The following is a 20,089-nucleotide window of genomic DNA, read 5'->3' on the forward strand; positions in this document are numbered from 1 at the left end:
GGATGTCACTCGACCTGTTCGCAGGGATGTACGTCCGCGACTACGAGGCCGCGAAAGACTGGTACGCGCGGCTGCTGGGGGAGCCGACCTACATCGCATCCGACACGGAAGCCGTGTGGGAGCTCGCCGAGCACCGGTTTGTGGCCATCGAGCAGAACGCCGAGCACGCCGGGCACGGCATCCAGACGATCTTCGTCGAGGATTTCGACGCCCGCGTCACGCAGATCGCCGAGCGCGGGATCGAGCCCGTGAAGCGGGAGACCTATTCCAACGGCGTGCGCAAGGCGCTGTACCGCGACCCCGACGGCAACGAGATCGGCTTCGGAGGAGCCCCCTCCTAGCCACGGCTTGGCCGCCGCGGGCCTACGCCGTTGTCCGCTCGGTCAGTTGGTCGAGGCGGTCACGGTGGGACGAGGGCAGCTGGAGGTGTTCCGCCGCGAGGTTCTCCTCCAGATGGTCGATCCGGGAGGTGCCCGGGATCGGCAGCATGACCGGCGAGTGGCCGAGCAGCCACGCGAGCGTCACTTGCGTGGGGCTGGCGTCGAGCTCAGTTGCCACGGCGGCGATCTCGGCCCTCTCGCCCGACGTACCCCAAGCGACGGGCCGCCACGGCAGAAACGCGATCCCCGCCGCCTCGCAGGCCGTGAGCACGGGCTCGTGCTCGCGGTCGAGCACGTTGTAGCGGTTCTGCACGCTGACGACGTCGATGACCTCCCGTGCCTGTTCGAGTTCGGCGACGGTGACCTCGGACAGTCCGATGCGGCCGATCTTGCCCTCGGTCTGGAGTTCCCGCAGCGTGCCGAGCTGGTCGGCCAGGGGTGTCTCCGGGTCGATGCGATGCAGCTGGAGCAGTTCGAGCCTCTCGACGCGCAGTCGGCGGAGGGCGTCGTCGACCTGAGCGCGCAGCACGGAGGGCCTCGCGTCGAGCCCCCACTCACCCGTCTCGGTGGATCGCGCGACGCCCACCTTGGTGGTGATGATCAGCCCCTCCGGGTAGGGGTTCAGGCCCTCGGCGAGCAGCTCTTCGTTGGCACCTCCGCCGTACAGGTGCGCCGTGTCGATCAGCGTGACGCCCAGTTCGACGGCCCGCCGGGCGACCGCGATGGACGCTTCACGGTCGGCGGCGGGCTCGGTCGGCAACTGCATGGCCCCGAACCCGAGTCGCCGTACTTCCAGATCCCCGCCGATGCGAAACGTGGTCGATGTCAACTGCTGTCTCCGCCTCCTCACTCAAGAGGCAACGCTAACAGCGCAGTTGGGATACAGGGCCTGGCTCAATGCGATTCACGGCTCACCGCCGACCCCGAAGAACCGGTCAGGAAGTCGAGGTCGGCGCCAGTGTCCGCCTGAGTGACATGGTCCACGTACAGGCGCTCCCAGCCCCGTCCGGGGTTCGCGAATCCGTCGAGGGTCGCCTTGTTGGGCGTACGCAGCGCCAGTTCGCTGTCGTCGACCTCAAGGGTGAGGGTGCGCGCGGGAACGTCGAGAGTGATCCAGTCGCCGTCGCGTACAAGCGCCAGTGGGCCGTCGGCGGCGGCTTCCGGGGCGACGTGGAGGACGACCGTTCCGTACGCCGTGCCGCTCATCCGGCCGTCGCAGATCCGCACCATGTCCCGAACGCCGCGCTCCAGCAGCTTGCGCGGCAGGGGCATGTTCGACACCTCGGGCATGCCGGGGTAGCCCTTGGGGCCGCAGCCGCGCAGCACGAGCACGGAGTCTGCGTCGACCGGTAGATCCGGGTCGTCGACGCGGGCGTGGAAGTCCTCGATGTGGTCGAACACGACCGCCCGGCCCCGGTGTTGGAGCAGCTCGGGCGAGGCGGCGGCGGGCTTGATGATGGCTCCGCTCGGGGCGAGGTTGCCGCGCAGCACGGCGATGCCCGCGTCCGGTTGCAGCGGCGTCTCGCGGGGGCGGATCACTTCCCGGTCCCAACTCTCCGCGTCGTCAAGGAAGTCGACGAGGGGGCGCCCGGTGACGGTGGTCGCGGTGGGGTCGAGCAGGTCACGTACTTCGCGGAGCACGGCGAGGAGTCCGCCCGCGCGGTGGAAGTCGTCCATGAGGTGTGTGCCCGCCGGCAACAGGTCGACCAGGAGCGGGACATGGGATCCGATCCGGTCGAAGTCGTCCAGGCTCAGCGGTACGCCGAGCCGGCCGGCGATGGCCAGCAGGTGGACGACGGCATTGGTGGACCCGCCGGTCGCCGCGAGCGCGACGGTCGCGTTGTGGAAGGAGGCGGCGGTCATGACGTCGGCGGGCGCGCGCTGCTCGGCCACCAGCTCGACGGCCAACTGCCCCGTCTCATGGGCGGCTTCGAGCAGTCGGCTGTCGGGTGCGGGCGTTCCGGCCAGTCCGGGCAGCGTCATGCCGAGCGCCTCCGCGACGACGGCCATCGTCGACGCCGTACCCATCGTGTTGCAGTGCCCCCGGCTGCGGATCATGGACGACTCGGAACGGGTGAAGTCCTCCTGGGACAGCGTCCCCGCGCGGACCTCCTCGCTCAGCCGCCAGACATCCGTCCCACAGCCGAGCGGCCGGCCGCGGAACGTGCCGGTGAGCATCGGCCCGCCTGGCACCACAACGGCGGGCAGGCCCACGGAGGCGGCGGCCATGAGCAGGGCGGGGATCGTCTTGTCGCACCCTCCGAGGAGTACGACGCCGTCGATCGGGTTGGCGCGGAACATCTCCTCCGCCGCCATCGCGGCCATGTTCCGCCAGAGCATGGCGGTGGGCCGCATCTGGGTCTCGCCGAGCGAGACCACTGGCAACTCCATCGGAATCCCGCCGGATTCGTGCACACCGTCCCGCACGGACTTCGCGACCTCGCCGAGATGGGCGTTGCAGGGGGTCAGATCGGACGCGGTGTTCGCGATGGCGATGTGCGGCCTGCCGGAGAAGGCGTCCCGGGGAAGGCCGCGCCGCATCCACGCACGGTGGATGTAGGCGTTGCGGTCCGTCCCCGCGTACCACTGTGCGCTGCGCAGTTCTGGCGGCATCCGTCGTCCCTCCGGCGCGCTCGCGGGCGTTGGGTTGGAGCGGTTCACGCTAGCTCAGTGCAAGGGGCACTGAACAGCGTCAGCGTGTGGCAGTATGCCGCTCCAGCACCAGCCGTGCCGTCGCGGCCATGGCCTCGTCCACCATCTGGCCCTCGAAGGACACCGCGCCCTGACCGCGTGCCTGGGCCTGCTCCACGGCGGCGATCAGGCGGGCGCAGCGGGCGAGTTCCTCGGCGCCGGGGGAGAAGGCGTCGTTGATGACGGGGATGTGGGAGGGGTGGATGGCCATCATCCCCTCGTATCCGAGCGAGCGGTTCTGTTCCGCGAAGACACGCAGGCCGTCCAGGTCCGCGAGGTGGGTCCACAGGCCGGTGACCGGGTGGGGTGATCCCGCCGCCCGGACGTCCAGCAGGACGCGGGAGCGGAGCGCGAGGGTTTCGGCTCCTTCGGGGGTCCAGCCGTAGCCGACGGCGCGTTCGACGTCGCCCCCTGGCGCGGTGAGGGCGCCGAGGTAGGCGACCCGCGGGGCGGCGGAGGCGATGTCGTGGGCCTCGCGCAGTGCTCGAGCCGTCTCCAGCAGGGGCACGAGCGCCAACCGGCCCCGAGCCAGGCCTTGTTCGTCCTCGCACCAGGTGAGCAACCGGTCGGCGAGCCGTACCTCCTCCGCGCAGCCCACCTTGGGCAGGACGATGCCCGACAGACCCGGGCGCGCGACCATGCGCAGTTCCTTGGCTCCTGTCCAGCCGTCGAGCGGGTTGATCCGTACGAACAGCGCCATGCTCCCCGGCGGATCCTCGGCGGCCCGCGCGATGGCCTCCACCACCCCGGCACGGGCACCCGCCTTGGCCTCCTGCGGTACCGCGTCCTCCAGGTCGAGGATCGCGGCATCGGCACCGGCCGCGCGCGCTTTGGGCAGCCATTCCGTCCGGTTCGCCGGGACGAAGAGCAGGGAGCGCAGCGGGGGCCGGTCCGGCGTTCTCACTTCCCGGCCGTACGACACCCTGTCTCCCGGGTATCCCGGTTTACACGACACCTTGCTTCTCAAGGTCGGTGAGTTCCTTCTCGTCGAGTCCGAGCCACTCGCGGTACACGAGGCGGTTGTCCTGTCCCAGGGCGGGCCCGGTGCGCCAGACCCGCCCGGGGACCTGTCGGAAGTGCGGGATGACCGCCTGCATGCGTACCGGGCCGAGGTCGGGATCGTCGACGGTGACGATGTCGCCGCGTTCGGCGTACACGGGGTCGTCGGCGATGTCGGCGGCGCTGAACACCCGCGAGGCCACCACCTCGTTGCGGGCGAACTCCTCCAGGCACTCGGCGGTCGAGTGCTGTGCCACCCAGGTGCGCAGCCCCTCGTCCAACTCGCCGCGCCGCGCGTGCTGTTGCCGCGTCGTCGTGAACTCCTCCTCGGGCAGCCCGAGCAGCCGGGCCACATTGCGCACCGAGCGCGGCGTCGCGGATGTCACGGTGATCCACTCGTCGTCACGGGAACGGTAGGTGTTGATCACCGCGGCGGGGGCGACCGCCAGCTGGTTGCCGGCGCGCTCGGGTACCTCTCCCAGTTGGTCGTGCACGATGACCTGCCACTCGACGAGCCGGAACAGCGGCTCGAAGAGCGCGAGGTCGATCCATTCGCCGTCGAAGTCGGGGTCGTGGTCCCGGCGGTGGAGGGCGGCGAGTACGGCGTACGCGCCCATCAGGCCGGTCACGGCGTCGCCGTGGGAGAAGCCGGTGTGGACGGGCGGCCCGTCGGGGAATCCGGTCAGCTGCACGACCCCGCTGCGGGCCTCGCCCATCTTGCCGAAGCCCGGTGCGTCGGCCTGCGAGGAGGTCGCGCCGAAGCCGGAGATCTGCAGCAGTACCGCTTTGGGGTTGATGCGGTGCACGGACTCCCAGTCCAGCTCCCAGGTACGCAGGCGTCCGGCGCGCAGGGTGACGATGACGACGTCTGCCCAGGCGACGAGCCGGTGGGCCACGGCACGGCCGGCCTCGTGGTGCAGATCCAGGGTCACGGAGCGCTTGTTGCGTCCGGAGACCTTGAACCACAGGGGCACGCCGTCTCGTTGAGGGCCCATCGCTCTGGCGGCGTCGCCGGTGCCCGGGGGCTCTACGTGTACGACGTCGGCGCCCTGGTCGGCGAGCATCGAGCCGGCCAGCGGGCCGGCCACCACGTGGGCGAACTCGACGACCTTCAGCCCTCGTAGTTGTCCCTGTCCGCCGGGGTCTCGGCGCTCATCCGGCACCGTTGCACTTCCTCGTCATCCGGGCTCTCCCTTGTTGGGTCTCGGGGATTCAGCGTGCCGAAGCGGAGAAATGCCTGTCCAGCAAAGGAAGTCGATCAATCCATGCGGCTTGTGCATGAATCGGGGTCGCTTCGCCCCCGCCGCTCCTACCCGTCCCATCCCTGGGGCGCAGCCCCAGACCCCGCTGGGGCTGCGCCCCAGGCGCCCCAACCCGGTTCGTGCCGTGGCTGATCGCGCCCCGTGGCGGAGCCGCACATCGATACAGCCCCGCGCCCCTGAAGGGGCGTTGGTGCCGCCCCGCGGCAGAGCGGCAAGTTCATACAGCCTCACGCCCCTGAAGGGCACTTTTTACTCGGACCACGCAACCCCGTCAGGCAACTCGTGCCCCTGGTCGCGCAGCGCATCCAGCGTCTCCAGCAGATGGTGGGCCGCCAGTGGCAGGGTTCGGCGTGCGCGCAGGGCGATGTCCAGGCGGCGGTTGACCGCGGGGCCGACGAGGGGGCGGCAGACGACCTGGCCTGTGCCCGTGAGGGGCAGTACCAGGGCGGGTAGGGCGGAGACCCCCAGTCCCGCTGCCACCAAACCGCCCACCGTGGCGATGCTGCCGGCCTCGGCTGCCGGCTCCTTGTGTGCGTCGACCTGGGCGAAGGCGGCGTCGGTGAGTCTGCGTACGCTCGAGTCGCGGCCCACGGCGAGGAAGGGCTCGCGGGCCAGGTCCTCCCAGAAGACCTCGGCGCGCTCGGTGAGCGGATGGTGTGGCGGGAGCACTGCCACGAACCGGTCGTGGACCAGCGGCCGTTGCTCCAGCTGGTCCGACGGTCTGCCGACCGTGGTGATCGCGAAGTCCGCGTCGCCGCTGAGGACCCGGTCCAGCACCGACCGCTCCAGGCCGTCGAGGATGCGCACGGCCACCTGTGGTCGCTGCGCACGGAATTGGGAGATCACCCGCGGCAACAGCACGGCGGCGACGGACGGCAGGGTGGCCACCGCGACGGTTCCCGACTCACCGAGCAGAAACCGACGCAGTTCTTTCATGCCCGCTCGATGTGCGTTCACGATCTGCTCGGCTATCCGCAGGGCCTCGACTCCGGCGGCGGTCAACTGCACATTGCGCGTGTCGCGTTCGAGCAGCTGCGCGCCGAGCAACCGCTCAAGGTCGGCCACGGCACGGCTGAGCGACGATTGCGATACGTGCATCTGTGCGGCGGCGGCGGTGAAGCTGGCCGCCCGGGCGACGGCCGCGTAGGCCGCGAGTTGGCGCAAGGTGGCATCCATGGCCGGAGGATAGGCACACGGCTTCCGCATTGATGCGGAGATCGCATGAGTCGATCCCGGTTCGATGCTGGACACCGATCTGTTGCCGCTCGGAAACTCTCCCGCGACAGACCGATGCTCCAGGCCCTCGCTTTCCCGCCGCCAGGAGCCGTCCCCCGAGAAAGCGAGCCGACTGCATGCTGGCAGCCCTGGGCTACACCACGATCGGCCTCTTCTTGTTGCTGACCATGACCAAGCGCGTCTCGGTCCTGGTCGCCCTGGTCCTGCTCCCGGTGCTGGCGGCACTGGCCGGCGGCTTCGGGGACGAGCTGGGCGACCTCATCCTGGAGGGGCTGACCACGGTGGCCCCGACAGGCATCATGATCGCCTTCGCCGTCCTGTACTTCAGCCTGATGGTCGACGCGGGCCTCTTCGATCCACTGATCCGCGGCATTCTGCGGGTAGTTCGCAACGACCCGCTGCGCATCACGGTCGGCACGGCCGTCCTCACGATGTGCGTGGCACTGGACGGTGACGGGGCCTCGACCTTCCTCATCACCGTCTCCGCCCTGCTGCCCGTCTACAAGCGACTCGGCATGAGCCCGCTCGTGCTGTCCGGAGTCGTCTGCCTGGGTGCGGGAGTCATGAACATGATTCCCTGGGGTGGCCCCACCGTACGGGCCATGGCGGCGCTGAAGCTGGAGAGTTCGGAGGTCTTCACGCCGGTTCTGCCCGCCATGGGCTTCGGCATCGCCTGGGTGCTGGTGGCCTCGTACCTGATCGGCCGTCGGGAGCGTCGGCGTCTCGGCATGCTCGACTCGCAGGGCCACGACCGTACGGAGGACGATGCCGAAGACCGGAGGGAACCGGACGCACACCCTGCCGCGGGCGTGGGAGACGGGCCGGGAACTCTTCGCGTGCCGGCGCCCGCCCGGCCGTGGCTGACCGTCTTCAACCTGGTGCTGACCATCGCTCTCGTCGTGTGTCTGATCCTCGAAGTGATGCCGCTCCCCGTGCTGTTCGTGCTCGGCTTCGCCATCGCCATGCTGGTCAACCACCCCACGTGGGAGCAGCAGCAGGCCCTGCTCGACAAGCACGCCAAGAGCGTGGTCCTGGTCACGACGATGATCTTCGCGGCCGGTGTTCTGACCGGTGTACTCACGGGCACGAAGATGATCGACTCGATGGCCGAGGCGCTCGTCGGTGTCATCCCGGACGCGCTCGGCGGGCATCTGCCCGTCCTGGTTGCCCTCACGTCCATGCCGCTCAGCCTGGTCTTCACCCCGGACGCCTACTACTTCGGCGTACTCCCGGTTCTCGGCCAGACCGCCGACGGCTTCGGTGTTCCTCCGGCCGAGGTCGCCAGGGCCGCCATCCTCGGCCAGATGACCACCGGCTTCCCGCTCAGCCCGCTCACCGCCTCCACCTTCATCCTCGTCGGCATGAGCGGCGTACAACTCGGCGAGCACCAGCGCTTCATCTTCCGCTGGGCCTTCGCCACCACCCTGGTCATGACCGTCGGCGCGCTCATCACCGGCGCCTTCTCTCTCTGACCCTTCTCTCTCTGACGCGGTGCCAAGGAGCGCGCACACATGAACGCACAGCGAGAAAACCCGCTGCTGTCCCGACGAACCCTGTGCTCCCTCGGACTTGCGGTGCCCCTGGCCGCCGCACTGCCGTCACCGGTCGGCGCCGCCGGCGGGCCCCGGCTCCCACCCGACCCCTTCTTCGCCTACGACCGCCCAGCCCGGTACGAGGTCGTACGCGAGGACGTCAAGGTGCCCCTCCGCGACGGCAGCCACCTGGCAGGCCAGTTGTACCGGCCGGGAACCTCCGCCGGACGGCCCGCCGCCGGCGCCTTCCCCGGCATCGTGTACGAGTACACGGCGTACGCGGACAGTGCCGAGGCCTTCGGCGAAGGTGCCGCCTACTTCGTTCGCCGTGGCTACAACGCCCTCGTCTGCCAGGTCCGGGGATCGGGCGATTCGCCGGGCACCGTCGACCCGTTCAGCCCCCAGGAGCAGCGCGACAACTACGACGTCATCGAGTGGCTCGCCCGCCACCCCGCCTCCACCGGACGCATCGGCCAGACGGGGGTGAGCTACGGCGGTCACACCACGCTCCTGGCCGCGGTGAACCGACCGCCCCACCTGAAGGCCGTCATCCCGGTCAATGGCATCCACGACTGGTACGAGAACACCATCTACCGAGGCGGCATCTACTCCCCGCGCATCCGCGAATGGCAGCAGACGGTGGCACCCGGCACGCTCCGCACCTACGCCGAGCACCCGCTCTACGACGACTTCTGGCGGGGCCGCAGCGTGATGTCCCGCTGGGAGAACCTCACCGTCCCCACGCTCGAGATCAACGGCTGGTACGACCGTTACCGCGACGGCATGGTGAAGAACTACCGGGCCCGCCCGCGCGACGTGTGGCTCGTGTCCGGCCCCTGGGAGCACGGCTCGCCCGAAGGGCAGTACGCGGGGATCGACAACGGCGCCTACCTCGCCTGGTGGGACCACTGGCTGGCCCGCGACCGAGGCGCGCCGCTGCCGGCCACCCACGTCATCTCCTACGAGGTCCCCGGGCCCGGAGCGGGGAAGGGCTGGCAGCAATTCGAACAGTGGCCACCGACCGACGCCCGGGCGCTCACCCTGCGGCTCGGACGGAACGGAACACTGCACCCATCAGCGGCAGCCCCCGGCATGGCGGCGTTCGACGTCAACACCGGCACCACACCCCCGGCGGAGCATCAGCAACTGCGCTTCAGCACAACGCCGTTGCGCCACGACCTGGTGCTCGCCGGAGACACCCTGGCCGACATCCGCGCCTCGTTCACCGCGATCGACGGCAACATCGCGGCCGTGCTCTACGACCAGGCCCCCGACGGCACCAGCAACCGGATCACGGAAGGCTGGCTCAAGGCGAGCCACCGCCACACGCACACCCGGCTGTCTCCGGTGAAGCCAGGAACCACGTACGCACTCGGCGTGCACCTCTGGCCGGTCCACCACCGGCTGTCCGCCGGCCACCGGCTGACGCTGCGCCTCTCCAGCGACGACTACCCGCAGATCGACTCCGACGTACCCGCGGGCCGGGTCTCGGTGCGCACCGGCCCGGCCGGATCCACGCTGCGCCTCTCCGTCATGAGGGGCTGACCCTCTGGCACCCACCGACCGGATACGGCACCATGACGGGCCGTACCGCCGAGGATCACAGCGTTGTTGTCGTAGCCGATCGCCAACTGTGCGGCCGCGTACCGGAATTGACCGGTATGCGGCCGCACCCTCGTGCAGCGGAAGGAAAAGCCATGCTGCGGAACTGCCGTCCCCTGCTCGCCGCCACCGTCGTGGGCGCGGCGCTGGCCGCCGTCCTCGTCGCGCCCTCGTCCGCCCCTGCCGCGGAGGTTCCGGGCGCCGGCGCCTACTACGTACAGAGCGCGACCACGGGGCTGAACGCGGCCGACAGCGGGGGAGCGGTCGTCCAGCGCAACCCCAGGGGCAACGAGGACCGTCAGCAGTGGACGCTCCGGCCGAGCGGCGCGTCGTATGTGCTGGAGAGCACCGACACGGCGGGCAGCTGTCTGGGCCGCTCGGGAGAGCAGGCCAGAACCGTCGACTGCGCCGGCGTCGATGCCGCGTGGGAGGTGAGACCGAACGGAGCCGATCAGTACACCCTCAAAGTCCCCGGAGCCGAGCGCTACTTGACTATCGGAGCGAAGCCATCCGGGGCCAACTACCCCGCCCAGCTGGCCGTGGGCCCGGTGGTCGCGGGCCCGGCGGGCGGCCTGGCCAACTGGTACCTCACTCCGGTGACGTCACCGACCGCTCCGATGCCGTCGCCGGACCAACGCACCCTGGACCAGGTCACGTTCCTCACCTCGCACAACGCGTACGCGAACGGCGTCGACGGCGGCTTCGCCCCGCCCTTCGTGAACCTTGTGCCGAACCAGACCCGCGGCATCAACCAGCAACTCACCGACGGTGTACGCGGGTTCATGATGGACATCCACCAGACCCCGGACGGCGCGATCCTGTGCCACAACAGCTGCACGCTCGTCAGCAGCCCGGTCGCGCTGTGGGTCGACCTCCAGCGCATGGTGGACTTCCTGAAGCAGAACCCCAGCCAGTTCATCACCGTGTTCCTCGAGGACTACGTCGATCCGGGCGTCCTGCGCAGTGAACTGGCCCGTGTGAACGGCCTGTCCGATGTGCTCTACCGCCCGGACCAGACCGGCGTACGCACGGGCGGCTGGCCGCGGATGGCAGACCTGACCGCCGCCAACGACCGCCTTCTCATCTTCAGCGACCACAGCCGGTCCGCCGACCAGGCCGCGGGGCTGACCCGGGACAGCTTCGGTGTGATGTACCAGCGCGAGTGGACCGTCGAGAACTACTGGTCCATGGGATCCGGCATCGGCAGCTCCGACTGGTCCTGCCACAGCCGCTGGTACGACGCCAACACCAACATCCCGCTGACCCGCACCGAGCCGCCCTTCCGCCCGCTCTTCGTGATGAACCACTTCCGCGACGTCCCGATCGCGGGCACGGCCACCACCGACAACACCAAACTCACCGACCGCGCCCAGCGCTTCTGCCAGCCCGCCGCCCGCAAGAAGCCCAACTTCCTCGCGGTGGACCGCTATGACCTCGGCTCGCCTTCGTCGGCGGTGGCCACCTTGAACACGTATACGTATTGAGGAACTCAGCCCAGCCGTGCGCGCAGGAACTCGACGGTGCTGCCCCAGGCCAGGGCCGAGGACTCGGGGTCGTGGACCTCGGGGCGGCCGTCGTTGAAGAAGGCGTGACCGGCGGGGTAGAGGCGGAAGTCCGCGGTGATGCCGGACTGCCGATGGATCGTCTCGCGGAGGGTGTCGAGGCTCTCGGCAGGGATGGCTGCGTCGCGTTCGCCGTAGTGACCGAGGACCTCGGCCTTGAGGCCCGAGAAGTCGGGCAGCTCGCCGCGGATGACACCGTAGAACGGAACCGCCGCGCTCACGCGCGGGTCGACGGCGGCCTGGTAGAGGACGAAGCCGCCGCCCATGCAGAAGCCGACCGAGCCGACGCAGTCCGAGGTGACCGCGTCGAGCGCCAGCAGGTGGTCGACCGCGCCGGAGAGCAGCTCGACACCGCGGGAAACCGGCAGGTCCTGCATCATGCGCAGGGCCTCGTCGCTGTCGTGCGCGACATTCCCGCCATACAGATCAGGAGCGAGCGCCACGAAACCCTCCGCCGCCAGCCGGTCGGCGACATTCGCTATGTGGTCGGTCAGGCCCCACCACTCCTGGATGACGATCACGCCCGGGCCCTGACCCGACGGAGGCAGCGCCAGATAGCCGTGCGCGGTGGTCCCGGCACTCGGGAAGGTCACGTTCTGATGGGCAGGGGCCCCGGTCGACCTGGGCGTCTCGGACATGGTGCGTCACTCCTGTCACTCGATCTTGCCTCCAGCATGCAGGAGGCGTGACAAGCGACAGCAGGCGCCCCCCGGCCGGACGGGCTCACGTCCCTGGAGTCGTGGCCTCCGCTTCGAGCAGTTCCATCAGCGCCCGCGCCGCCGGACTGGTCGCGTCCGGCGGCGGAAGCATGGCGACTGTCTTGTACGAGGTCTCGGTGACGTCCTTCAGGGGGAGTGCGGTGAGGGCGGAAGCCTCGCGCTTCTGGCCGAAGTGGCGTGGTACGACGGCGATGCCGAGGTTCTCCTGCACCAGATCGAGCAAGCTGTGTACGTCGTTGACCTCGAGGGCGACCGTACGGTGCACACCCGCCGCCGCGAAGACCGAGTCCGTGGTGCGCCGGGGACCCCAGTCGGGGTGGAAGTCCACGAAGTCCTCGCCGCCCAGATCCTCCGGCGTGACCGCTCCGCCTTCCGCCAGGCGGTGCGCCGGATGACACAGGACGGTCATAGGCTCACTGGTCAGGGGCAGACAGCGGAGCTGGTCGGTGTCGGCCTGCGTCGTCACCGCGAAGGCCAGGTCGAGACGGCCGGCCGCGACCTCCTCGGCCAGCGCGCCGGAACCCGCCTGCCGCAGCCGGATCTCGACATCGGGGTGGCGCCGCCGGAACGCGGCGAGCAGCGGGCCCACGCACACTCCGGCGATGCACTGCTCGGCGCCCAGGGAGAGCGTGCCGCGCAGTACGCCCTGCACCGCGGCCACGGCGTCCCGGGCCGCGCGGACCTGGGCGAGGATCCGCTCCGCCTCGGTCAACAGGGCGCGGCCGGCCTCCGTGAGCGTGACGCGACGGGTAGTGCGGACGAACAGCGGGGCCCGCAGCTCACGCTCCAGGGCGCGGATCGAGGCGGACAGGCCCGACTGCGACACCATCAGCCGCTCCGCGGCCCTGGTGAAATGCTGGTCCTCGGCGACGGCGACGAAGTGCTGAAGGTGGCGCAGTTCCATAATTGAGAAGCGTATCCGCTGAATTCCATCCGATTCTTCTGTTGGACCACTGCTCGGTGCCCGCGCGAGAGTGGAGCCGTCTTTGCCCGTTTCCCTCCTTCCCGGCTCTCTGGAGTACGCGTGTACACCGCACATCCCGACCGCTACACGGACATGCCCTACCGGCGCACCGGACGCAGCGGACTGAAGCTGCCCGCACTGTCGCTCGGCCTGTGGCACAACTTCGGCCCGGACCGGCCGGTGGACACCCAGCGGCAGATCCTGCGCCGCGCCTTCGACCTGGGTGTGACGCACTTCGACCTGGCCAACAACTACGGTCCGCCGCCCGGCGCCGCGGAGTCGGCCCTCGGCGAGGCGCTGACGGCGGACTTCGCGCCGTACCGCGACGAGCTCGTCATCTCCACGAAGGCCGGCTATCTGATGTGGCCGGGCCCGTACGGGGAGTGGGGCTCGCGCAAGTACCTGCTGTCCTCCCTCGACCAGAGCCTGGCCCGGATGGGCCTCGACTACGTGGACATCTTCTACTCGCACCGCCCCGACCCGGACACTCCCCTGGAGGAGACGATGGGGGCGCTGCACTCGGCGGTCGTCCAGGGCAAGGCGCTGTACGTCGGCGTCTCCAACTATTCGCCGGAGCAGACACGTGAAGCCGCCCGCATCCTGGGCGAGTTGGGGACACCGCTGCTGATCCACCAGCCGCGCTACTCGATGCTCGACAGGCGTCCCGAGGACGGACTGCTGGACGCGCTCGACGAGTTGCAGGTGGGCTCGATCGCCTACTCGCCGCTGGAGCAGGGTCTGCTCACCGGCCGGTACCTCAACGGGATCCCCGAGGACTCGCGCGCCGCGAGCGACAGCCCGTTCCTGAACGCCGACACCGTCACCGAGGACCTCGTGCAGCAGTTGCGCGCCCTCGACGACATCGCCAAGTCGCGCGGTCAGACCCTGGCCCAGATGGCGCTGGCCTGGGTGCTGCGCGGCGGCCGGGTCACCTCGGCGCTCGTCGGCGCGAGCAGCCCTCAGCAGCTCGAGGACAGCGTGACGGCGACTCGTAACCTCGACTTCGCCCCGGACGAGCTGGTCAGAATCGCCGCGATTGTCAATCCGTGAGGCGCTCCGCAACGATTCAGCCAATGTGCGCCTTGAATATGCCAAGAGACTGGCTGAAATGGCGTAGTGACAGAGTGTCAGGAGTGACGATACTGAAACTCTGAGTACTCGAACTCTGGGTGCCCACACTGTGCGAGCGCTCGCATCCCGAGCGCTCGCGCCCTCGGCTCCGTCGGCCGCAGGCCGATCAGCTCCATCGTGCACGACCAGCACATCGCAAGGAAAGAGAGGCCGGACTGGCGGCAGGCCGCCAACGGGGGAGAGATCGTGCACGACGAGTTCCTTTGCCATGTCACGGCGTACGGAATATGCGGCGGGCGCCGGGTGGGCGTACCCCTCGGAACCTATCGGGCGCCCACCCTGGCGTTGGCCATGTGGTGGTTACGGGACCGGGCCTCATGGATCGCCGAGCGGCTGGACCCGGACCCCGAGGCTCCCTACTACCCGCCGAACTCGGTCGCACCGGTCGCGGACACCACGCCCGACGTGCCCGGCATGCTGCGTGCCTGGTGCGGCGACATGGACCAACAGGAGTTGACCGCCGGCCTGCTGGCTGCCGGGCAGCTCGTCCGCATCGCCACGAGTGACGAGACCACCGAGTATGAGTTGCTGGCCGAGTCGGTGGACGCGCTGCGGATGCAACGGACGGTTCCTCTGTTGACCGTCCCGGCCGCCTGACTTCACCCCGCGGCCCGGGTGGCCCGTCTCCGCCCAGGCGCATATATGAACGAATCGATAGAATTCGGGCATGGGAGAGTGGTCCACTGCGCCCGAACTCGTCCTCGAGACCGAGACGGGTTCCACGGTGATGAGTCCGAGCCGGGCCTATCACGTCGGGCGCGACCCACTGAGCGACATCGTCATCGACGACGCCCGGGTGTCCTGGCACCACGCGGTGCTGCGGCCCGAAGACGGTCACTGGACGCTCGAGGACGAGAACAGCACGAACGGCACCTACGCCGACGGCCGCCGCGTCCGCGCATGGGACGTCGGCGCCGGCAGCGTCCTGCGCTTCGGACATCCCGCCGACGGCCCGCGCGCCGTGCTCACCAGCAGGCCCCCGCCCGCCGCCGAGCCCGCCGAGCGCCCGTCGGCCGTCTCCGTGCCCGCCGCGACCGGCACCTTCCGGCAGCCCACGACCGTACGGCCGCTGCCCGCCCGCACCGTCAGCCTCGGCCGCGGCGGCGACAACGACCTGGTCGTCGACGACCTGATCGTCTCCCGACGGCACGCGGAACTGCGTGCCCACGGGGACGGTACGTACGAGATCGTCGACCTCGGCAGCCACAACGGAACGTTCCTCAACGGACAGCCGGTGACGCGGGCCCTGATCTCCGAGGGCGACATCGTGGGGATCGGTCATTCGGCGTTCTGTCTGGTCGGCGACCAGTTGCAGGAGTACGTCGACACCGGTGAGGTCTCGCTCGACGTGCAGGATCTGACCGTCGCCGTCGACCGTGGCCGCAAGACGCTCCTGGACCAGGTGTCCTTCCCTGTCGGCGAGAAATGCCTGCTCGCCGTCGTGGGCCCCAGCGGCGCGGGCAAGTCCACACTGCTGAACGCGCTGACCGGGCAGCGTCCCGCCGACAAGGGCACGGTGCTGTACGACGGCCGCGACCTGTACCGCGACTACGCCGAGCTGCGCCAGCGCATCGGCCTCGTACCGCAGGACGACATCCTGCACGCCCAGCTGACCGTGCACCGGGCCCTCGGATACGCCGCCGAGCTGCGGTTCCCGCAGGACACCGCAAAGGCCGAGCGCCGGGAACGGGTCGACGAGGTGGTCCGGGAGCTGGGCCTTGAGCAGCGCACCGGGCAGAGCATCCACAGCCTCTCGGGCGGCCAGCGCAAGCGCGTCAGCGTGGCCCTGGAGCTGCTGACCAAGCCGTCGCTGCTCTTCCTCGACGAACCGACGTCCGGCCTCGACCCCGGCATGGACCACTCCGTGATGCACATGCTGCGCGGCCTCGCGGATGACGGGCGCACCGTCATCGTCGTCACACACAGCGTGCTCAGCCTCGACGTCTGCGACCGGCTGCTCGTGCTCGCGCCCGGCGGCAGGATCGCCTACTACGGGCCGCCCGAGGACGCCCTCGCCTTCTTCGGCTTCGAGCAGTGGCCCGAGGCGTTCGAGGCCTTCGAGCGGGACCGTGACCGGGACTGGGCGGGGAACTACCGGGCGTCGCCGTTCCAGCGGCGGTACATCACCAACTCCAGTGCGCAACCGCATCGTCCGTTGCGCGCCCGCGGTCAGGTCGTCGGGCCCCCGCCCAAGGCGCAGAGCTGGGGCTCACAGGTGCGCACGCTGGTGAGCCGGTACACCGCCGCGCTCGCCGCCGACCGGACCTTCCTCGCCATCATGATCGCGCTGCCGTTCGTGATGGGTGCGATGGCCCGGGCGCTCGCCGGAAGCCAGCTCACTCAGAAGTCCGTGCTGAACACGCTGCTCATCCTGTGTGTGGGCGGAGTCCTGACGGGCGCGGCCAATGCCGTCCGGGAGCTGGTGAAGGAACGCGTGATCTACCAGCGCGAGCGCGCCGTAGGCCTGTCCAGATCGGCGTATCTGATGTCCAAGGTCGTCGTCCTCGGCACGATCACCGTCCTGCAGGCCGTCGTACTGACCTTGGTGGCGCTGTTGGGGGTCGATCTGAACGCGCCGGGCGGTGAGGGGGTCCTCATACCGCCCCTCGCCGAGATCACGGTTGCCGTCGCGCTGCTCGCCTTCACGGCGATGATGCTCGGCCTCCTCGTGTCCGCGCTGGTGCGCAAGGAGGAGGTGACGATGCCCCTGCTCGTGCTCCTCGCCATCGTGCAGGTGGTGTTCTGCGGTGCGCTGCTCAAGCTGGACGGGGTGCCCGGTATCGAGCAGTTGTCGTGGCTGGTGCCGTCCCGGTGGGCGCTCGGCGCCATGGCGGGCACAGTCGAACTGGCCCGGCTCTCCCCGGGCGATCTGACCGCCGACCCGCTGTTCCGGCACGAGGCGGATGTGTGGCTGCTCGACATGGGCATGCTCGTCGTTCTGTCGGCGGTCTTCGGTTACCTGGTCGCCCGGCTGCTCAGGAGGCACGAACCCGAGGTCATGCGGAAGTAGGCGCGATGACGACTCCCGGCTTCCATCCCACGCACGTCGTCCCCCAGGCCGGCATGCCGGCCTGGGAGGCCCCGGACCCCGCCCGGCCCGCCGTGCCGCTCGACGCGCTGCTGCCGGTCCGGCTCGTCGATCGGCTCGGCGACTGGGGCCACATCGTCTGCGCCAACGGCTGGTCGGCGTGGGTCGACGGCCGACTGCTGATCGCCGTACCCCAGGAGCCGCCCGCCGCCGCGCACCCACTCTCCCGCACGGCGGACCCACGCCCACTGCTCACCCGCGCCGAGCAGGCACTCGGCCGCTACCGCCAAGCGGTCGAGGACCTGACAGAGGGACGCCTCGACGGAGAATCCTTCCGCGCCCGCACGCAGGGCCTGCGGGTCGGAATGGTCGTCGACGGGGAGTCCGTATGGCTGTACGAGGCCGAACACGAGCGCTGGGTCTACTGCGACGGCACTCACTTGACGACGTACGCGACACCGGGGCCTCCGGCGGCGGACGGACGGGAGCCGCCCACGCCGGCGCCCCCGGAACGACCCGCCCCGGGGGCGCCGGAACCGACGCGGGTGGTGGACGCACGTGGCGTCCCCGGTGCGGAGCCGCCCCAAGGCGTGGGGGACGCCGGTGCGGTGTCGGAGCGGGACTCGACTCGGGTTGCCGCAGACGACGGTGGAGCCACTGCGGCAGAGCCGACGCGGGTCGTCGGGGCTCCTGAGCCGACTCGGGGCGCAAGGGACGCCGATGCGCGGTCCGAGCCGGAGCCCACGCGGCTTGCGCGGAATGCCGGCGGCGCCGCCGGCGCGGAGCCGACGCGGGTCGTGGGAGAGCGCGAGCCGACGCCGGTCGTGGAGGATGGCGAGGCGACTCGAGTCGTGAGAGGTGCCGGTGCGGCGTCCGAGCCGGAGCGGACACGAGTCGTGGAGGACGCCGGCGCCGTTGCCGAGGCGGAGCCCACGCGGGTCGTGGACCACATCGACGGTGCTGCCGGACCGGAACCCACGCGGGTCGTGGAAGCCCGCGAGCCGACGCATGTCGTGCGGGATCGGGAGGAGACCCGAGTCGCGGGAGACCGGGAGGCACCCCGAGAAGTCGCAGACCCGGAGTGGACCCAAGCCGTCGGAGACGCCCGCCATGCCCCCACCCGAATCGTGAAAACGAGCGACGGTGACCCCTGATGCCGCCCGATGCGAACCCCTACTCGGGGCGTCCCTCCGACCTGGTCGGCAAGCAGATCGCGGGTTACCGGATCGAGTGTGAGATCGGCCGCGGCGGGATGGCCGTGGTGTACCGCGCCAAGGATCTGCGCCTCGACCGGTCCGTCGCCCTCAAGCTGCTCGGTCCGGAGCTCGCCCGTAACGACACCTTCCGTCAGCGCTTCACCCATGAGTCACGTGTGGCCGCCGCCATCGACCATCCCCACATCGTGCCGATCTTCGAGGCGGGGGAGAACGACGGCGTGCTGTACATCGCCATGCGGTACGTCTCGGGTCGTGACCTGCGTCATCTACTCGACCGCGAGGGCCCGTTGTCCGTCGCGGTGGCCGCGCGGATCGTCGGCCAGGTGGCGTCCGCGCTGGACGCCGCGCACGACCACGGCCTGGTCCACCGGGACGTCAAGCCCGGCAACATCCTCGTCGCCCAGGGCACGGACAGCGACCACCCCGAGCACGTCTACCTCACCGACTTCGGCCTCACGAAGAAGTCGCTGTCGCTGACCGGCTTCACGACGGTCGGTCAGTTCGTCGGCACGCTCGACTATGTGGCGCCCGAGCAGATCTCCGGACGTCCCGTCGACGGACGCTGCGATGTCTACAGCCTCGCCTGCGTCACCCACGAAACCCTGACCGGCAAACCGCCGTTCCAACGCGACGACGACATGGCACTGCTATGGGCGCACCAGTTCGACCAGCCGCCCCGTCTGACCGAGTCGCGTCCCGATATCGCCGCCCCCGTCGACGGCGTACTGGCCAAGGCGCTCGCAAAAAGCCCGGAAGACCGTTACGAATCCTGCCGCGCTTTTGTCGCCGCTCTGCGGGCGGCGGCGAGCGAGACCTCGCCATCGGGCCACGCGCCGACTCAGGTGGATCTCCGGGTTGCCGGGGCCGGGGTGACGGAGAATCCGGGCCCACCCCCCGAACCGCCACGCTGGGCCCTGCCGGTCTTCCACCAGTAAATGGTTTGCGCGGTTGCTGTTTTCGGTAGGCAGTGGCAAGCAGAATAACAACCGTGCCCATTTTTCGACGCGCCGTGCAAGCGCTCTCAAGGTAACCGTCAGAATTCCGTAATGGTTACTCCGTGGTACCCCTCGGCAGAAGCTGTCAATATGTACGAAAGAGTGATTTAGGGGTGCGTATCGGACAGCTTGAAAAACCTCGTTGAACGTTTGAGTGTGCGGGGGTTTCTTTCCGTACCCGGAGGAGTGACCAGGAATCCCGTTACCGTCACCGTGGCGTATCACGTGGTGCCGGGCTGTGAGTCCGCCTTCCATCGCTGGGGGTGGGCAGCGCTGCGCGCGTGTGCGCGTGAGCCGGGCTTTCTCGGGGGTGGCGTACTCGTCGACGGAGAGGCTGATTGGCATGTGGTCTACCGCTTTGACAGCGAGGATTCGGCCCGGACCTGGGAGAACTCGCTCACGTGGGCCCAGTGGTCGACCGAGGCGGAGGGGCTCGCACGGGAGACCGGACGCCGTAGCGTGCAGGGCTCCAGCGCATGGTTCGAAGCCCAGGCCGCCACGCCGGCCACTCCGCGACCGCCACCGAAGTGGAAGCTGTGGCTGATCAATATGAGCGCGGTATTTCCACCGGTGCTCTTATTCAATCTCCTCGTGCTGCCCTATATTGGCGACCTCAATCCTTTGCTCCGAACTCTGCTGCTGTGTCTGTGTGTGACGGCTATCGTCACCTGGATTCTCATGCCACGGCTTCAGCGTTTCTTCAAGAAATGGCTGTACCCGCCGATTCAGACGATGCTTCGCGGGCGGCACAAACGTCGGGCCGCATAGGCC

At 69.5% G+C, this 20,089-nt stretch carries 17 protein-coding genes; 10 read left to right on the top strand and 7 right to left on the bottom strand.

All coding sequences use genetic code 11. From position 1 onward, the window contains the following. The first annotated feature begins 2 nt into the window (after positions 1-2). Complete coding sequence (locus tag ACFYO0_RS04715; protein ID WP_388670508.1) at positions 3-341, top strand: VOC family protein; 339 nt, start codon at positions 3-5, stop codon at positions 339-341. A gap of 22 nt (positions 342-363) precedes the next feature. Here ACFYO0_RS04715 and ACFYO0_RS04720 read toward each other — a convergent pair whose 3' ends face one another. The 5 genes from ACFYO0_RS04720 to ACFYO0_RS04740 form a co-directional block, all read right to left on the bottom strand. Then, positions 364-1,209 carry an aldo/keto reductase gene (locus tag ACFYO0_RS04720; RefSeq protein WP_388670511.1) on the bottom strand — a complete coding sequence of 282 codons (846 nt, stop codon included), beginning with the start codon at positions 1,207-1,209 and terminating at the stop codon, positions 364-366. Positions 1,210-1,274: 65 nt separating this feature from the next. After that, positions 1,275-2,993 carry an IlvD/Edd family dehydratase gene (locus ACFYO0_RS04725; protein ID WP_388670514.1) on the bottom strand — a complete coding sequence of 573 codons (1,719 nt, stop codon included), beginning with the start codon at positions 2,991-2,993 and terminating at the stop codon, positions 1,275-1,277. Positions 2,994-3,072: 79 nt separating this feature from the next. Continuing rightward, the gene (locus tag ACFYO0_RS04730) at positions 3,073-3,975 is read right to left on the bottom strand and encodes an HpcH/HpaI aldolase/citrate lyase family protein (protein WP_388670517.1); all 903 of its coding nucleotides are present in this window, start codon (positions 3,973-3,975) and stop codon (positions 3,073-3,075) included. Between the two features lie 40 nt (positions 3,976-4,015). Then, positions 4,016-5,233: a CaiB/BaiF CoA transferase family protein gene (locus ACFYO0_RS04735; protein WP_388670521.1), complete on the bottom strand. Its 1,218-nt coding sequence runs from the start codon at positions 5,231-5,233 to the stop codon at positions 4,016-4,018. 348 nt (positions 5,234-5,581) lie between these two features. Then, positions 5,582-6,508 carry a LysR family transcriptional regulator gene (locus tag ACFYO0_RS04740; RefSeq protein WP_388670524.1) on the bottom strand — a complete coding sequence of 309 codons (927 nt, stop codon included), beginning with the start codon at positions 6,506-6,508 and terminating at the stop codon, positions 5,582-5,584. A gap of 176 nt (positions 6,509-6,684) precedes the next feature. Here ACFYO0_RS04740 and ACFYO0_RS04745 point away from each other — a divergent pair, with 176 nt between their 5' ends. The 3 genes from ACFYO0_RS04745 to ACFYO0_RS04755 all read left to right on the top strand — a co-directional run bounded on the left by ACFYO0_RS04745 (position 6,685) and on the right by ACFYO0_RS04755 (position 11,186). Beyond that, positions 6,685-8,040: a CitMHS family transporter gene (locus ACFYO0_RS04745; protein ID WP_388670527.1), complete on the top strand. Its 1,356-nt coding sequence runs from the start codon at positions 6,685-6,687 to the stop codon at positions 8,038-8,040. Positions 8,041-8,079: 39 nt separating this feature from the next. After that, positions 8,080-9,645: a CocE/NonD family hydrolase gene (locus tag ACFYO0_RS04750; RefSeq protein WP_388670530.1), complete on the top strand. Its 1,566-nt coding sequence runs from the start codon at positions 8,080-8,082 to the stop codon at positions 9,643-9,645. Positions 9,646-9,797: 152 nt separating this feature from the next. Continuing rightward, positions 9,798-11,186, top strand: a complete 1,389-nt coding sequence (locus tag ACFYO0_RS04755; protein ID WP_388670533.1) for a phospholipase — start codon at positions 9,798-9,800, stop codon at positions 11,184-11,186. Between the two features lie 5 nt (positions 11,187-11,191). On the opposite strand, the gene ACFYO0_RS04760 is transcribed toward ACFYO0_RS04755, so the two are convergent. Further along, positions 11,192-11,902: a dienelactone hydrolase family protein gene (locus tag ACFYO0_RS04760; protein WP_388670536.1), complete on the bottom strand. Its 711-nt coding sequence runs from the start codon at positions 11,900-11,902 to the stop codon at positions 11,192-11,194. Between the two features lie 85 nt (positions 11,903-11,987). After that, the gene (locus ACFYO0_RS04765) at positions 11,988-12,887 is read right to left on the bottom strand and encodes a LysR family transcriptional regulator (RefSeq protein WP_388670539.1); all 900 of its coding nucleotides are present in this window, start codon (positions 12,885-12,887) and stop codon (positions 11,988-11,990) included. A gap of 120 nt (positions 12,888-13,007) precedes the next feature. On the opposite strand from ACFYO0_RS04765, the gene mgrA reads away from it, so the two are divergent. The 6 genes from mgrA (at position 13,008) to ACFYO0_RS04795 (ending at position 20,086) form a co-directional block, all read left to right on the top strand. Continuing rightward, the gene (mgrA, locus tag ACFYO0_RS04770) at positions 13,008-13,997 is read left to right on the top strand and encodes an L-glyceraldehyde 3-phosphate reductase (RefSeq protein WP_388670542.1); all 990 of its coding nucleotides are present in this window, start codon (positions 13,008-13,010) and stop codon (positions 13,995-13,997) included. A gap of 267 nt (positions 13,998-14,264) precedes the next feature. Next, positions 14,265-14,675: a hypothetical protein gene (locus ACFYO0_RS04775; protein WP_388670878.1), complete on the top strand. Its 411-nt coding sequence runs from the start codon at positions 14,265-14,267 to the stop codon at positions 14,673-14,675. Between the two features lie 70 nt (positions 14,676-14,745). Beyond that, complete coding sequence (locus ACFYO0_RS04780) at positions 14,746-17,088, top strand: FHA domain-containing protein (protein WP_388670545.1); 2,343 nt, start codon at positions 14,746-14,748, stop codon at positions 17,086-17,088. A 5-nt stretch (positions 17,089-17,093) separates the two neighbouring features. Continuing rightward, positions 17,094-18,260, top strand: coding sequence for a hypothetical protein (locus tag ACFYO0_RS04785; protein ID WP_388670548.1), 1,167 nt, complete (start codon positions 17,094-17,096; stop codon positions 18,258-18,260). Continuing rightward, positions 18,260-19,258: a serine/threonine-protein kinase gene (locus tag ACFYO0_RS04790; RefSeq protein ID WP_388670551.1), complete on the top strand. Its 999-nt coding sequence runs from the start codon at positions 18,260-18,262 to the stop codon at positions 19,256-19,258. The genes ACFYO0_RS04785 and ACFYO0_RS04790 overlap by 1 nt, the downstream gene beginning before the upstream one ends. A 246-nt stretch (positions 19,259-19,504) precedes the next feature. Then, the gene (locus ACFYO0_RS04795; protein WP_388670554.1) at positions 19,505-20,086 is read left to right on the top strand and encodes a hypothetical protein; all 582 of its coding nucleotides are present in this window, start codon (positions 19,505-19,507) and stop codon (positions 20,084-20,086) included. Positions 20,087-20,089: the final 3 nt, after the last annotated feature.

It is taken from the genome of Streptomyces sp. NPDC006365 (assembly GCF_042870755.1).
Lineage (GTDB): Bacteria > Actinomycetota > Actinomycetes > Streptomycetales > Streptomycetaceae > Streptomyces > Streptomyces xiangluensis.

Excerpts from the sequence above, each read along its gene's own strand:
- ACFYO0_RS04715 (WP_388670508.1), top strand. The coding sequence starts at position 3 with ATGTCACTCGACCTGTTCGCAGGGATGTACGTCCGCGACTACGAGGCC.
- ACFYO0_RS04725 (WP_388670514.1), bottom strand. The coding sequence starts at position 2,993 with ATGCCGCCAGAACTGCGCAGCGCACAGTGGTACGCGGGGACGGACCGC.
- ACFYO0_RS04740 (WP_388670524.1), bottom strand. The coding sequence starts at position 6,508 with ATGGATGCCACCTTGCGCCAACTCGCGGCCTACGCGGCCGTCGCCCGG.
- ACFYO0_RS04745 (WP_388670527.1), top strand. The coding sequence starts at position 6,685 with ATGCTGGCAGCCCTGGGCTACACCACGATCGGCCTCTTCTTGTTGCTG.
- ACFYO0_RS04750 (WP_388670530.1), top strand. The coding sequence starts at position 8,080 with ATGAACGCACAGCGAGAAAACCCGCTGCTGTCCCGACGAACCCTGTGC.
- ACFYO0_RS04755 (WP_388670533.1), top strand. The coding sequence starts at position 9,798 with ATGCTGCGGAACTGCCGTCCCCTGCTCGCCGCCACCGTCGTGGGCGCG.
- ACFYO0_RS04760 (WP_388670536.1), bottom strand. The coding sequence starts at position 11,902 with ATGTCCGAGACGCCCAGGTCGACCGGGGCCCCTGCCCATCAGAACGTG.
- ACFYO0_RS04765 (WP_388670539.1), bottom strand. The coding sequence starts at position 12,887 with ATGGAACTGCGCCACCTTCAGCACTTCGTCGCCGTCGCCGAGGACCAG.
- ACFYO0_RS04780 (WP_388670545.1), top strand. The coding sequence starts at position 14,746 with ATGGGAGAGTGGTCCACTGCGCCCGAACTCGTCCTCGAGACCGAGACG.
- ACFYO0_RS04785 (WP_388670548.1), top strand. The coding sequence starts at position 17,094 with ATGACGACTCCCGGCTTCCATCCCACGCACGTCGTCCCCCAGGCCGGC.
- ACFYO0_RS04790 (WP_388670551.1), top strand. The coding sequence starts at position 18,260 with ATGCCGCCCGATGCGAACCCCTACTCGGGGCGTCCCTCCGACCTGGTC.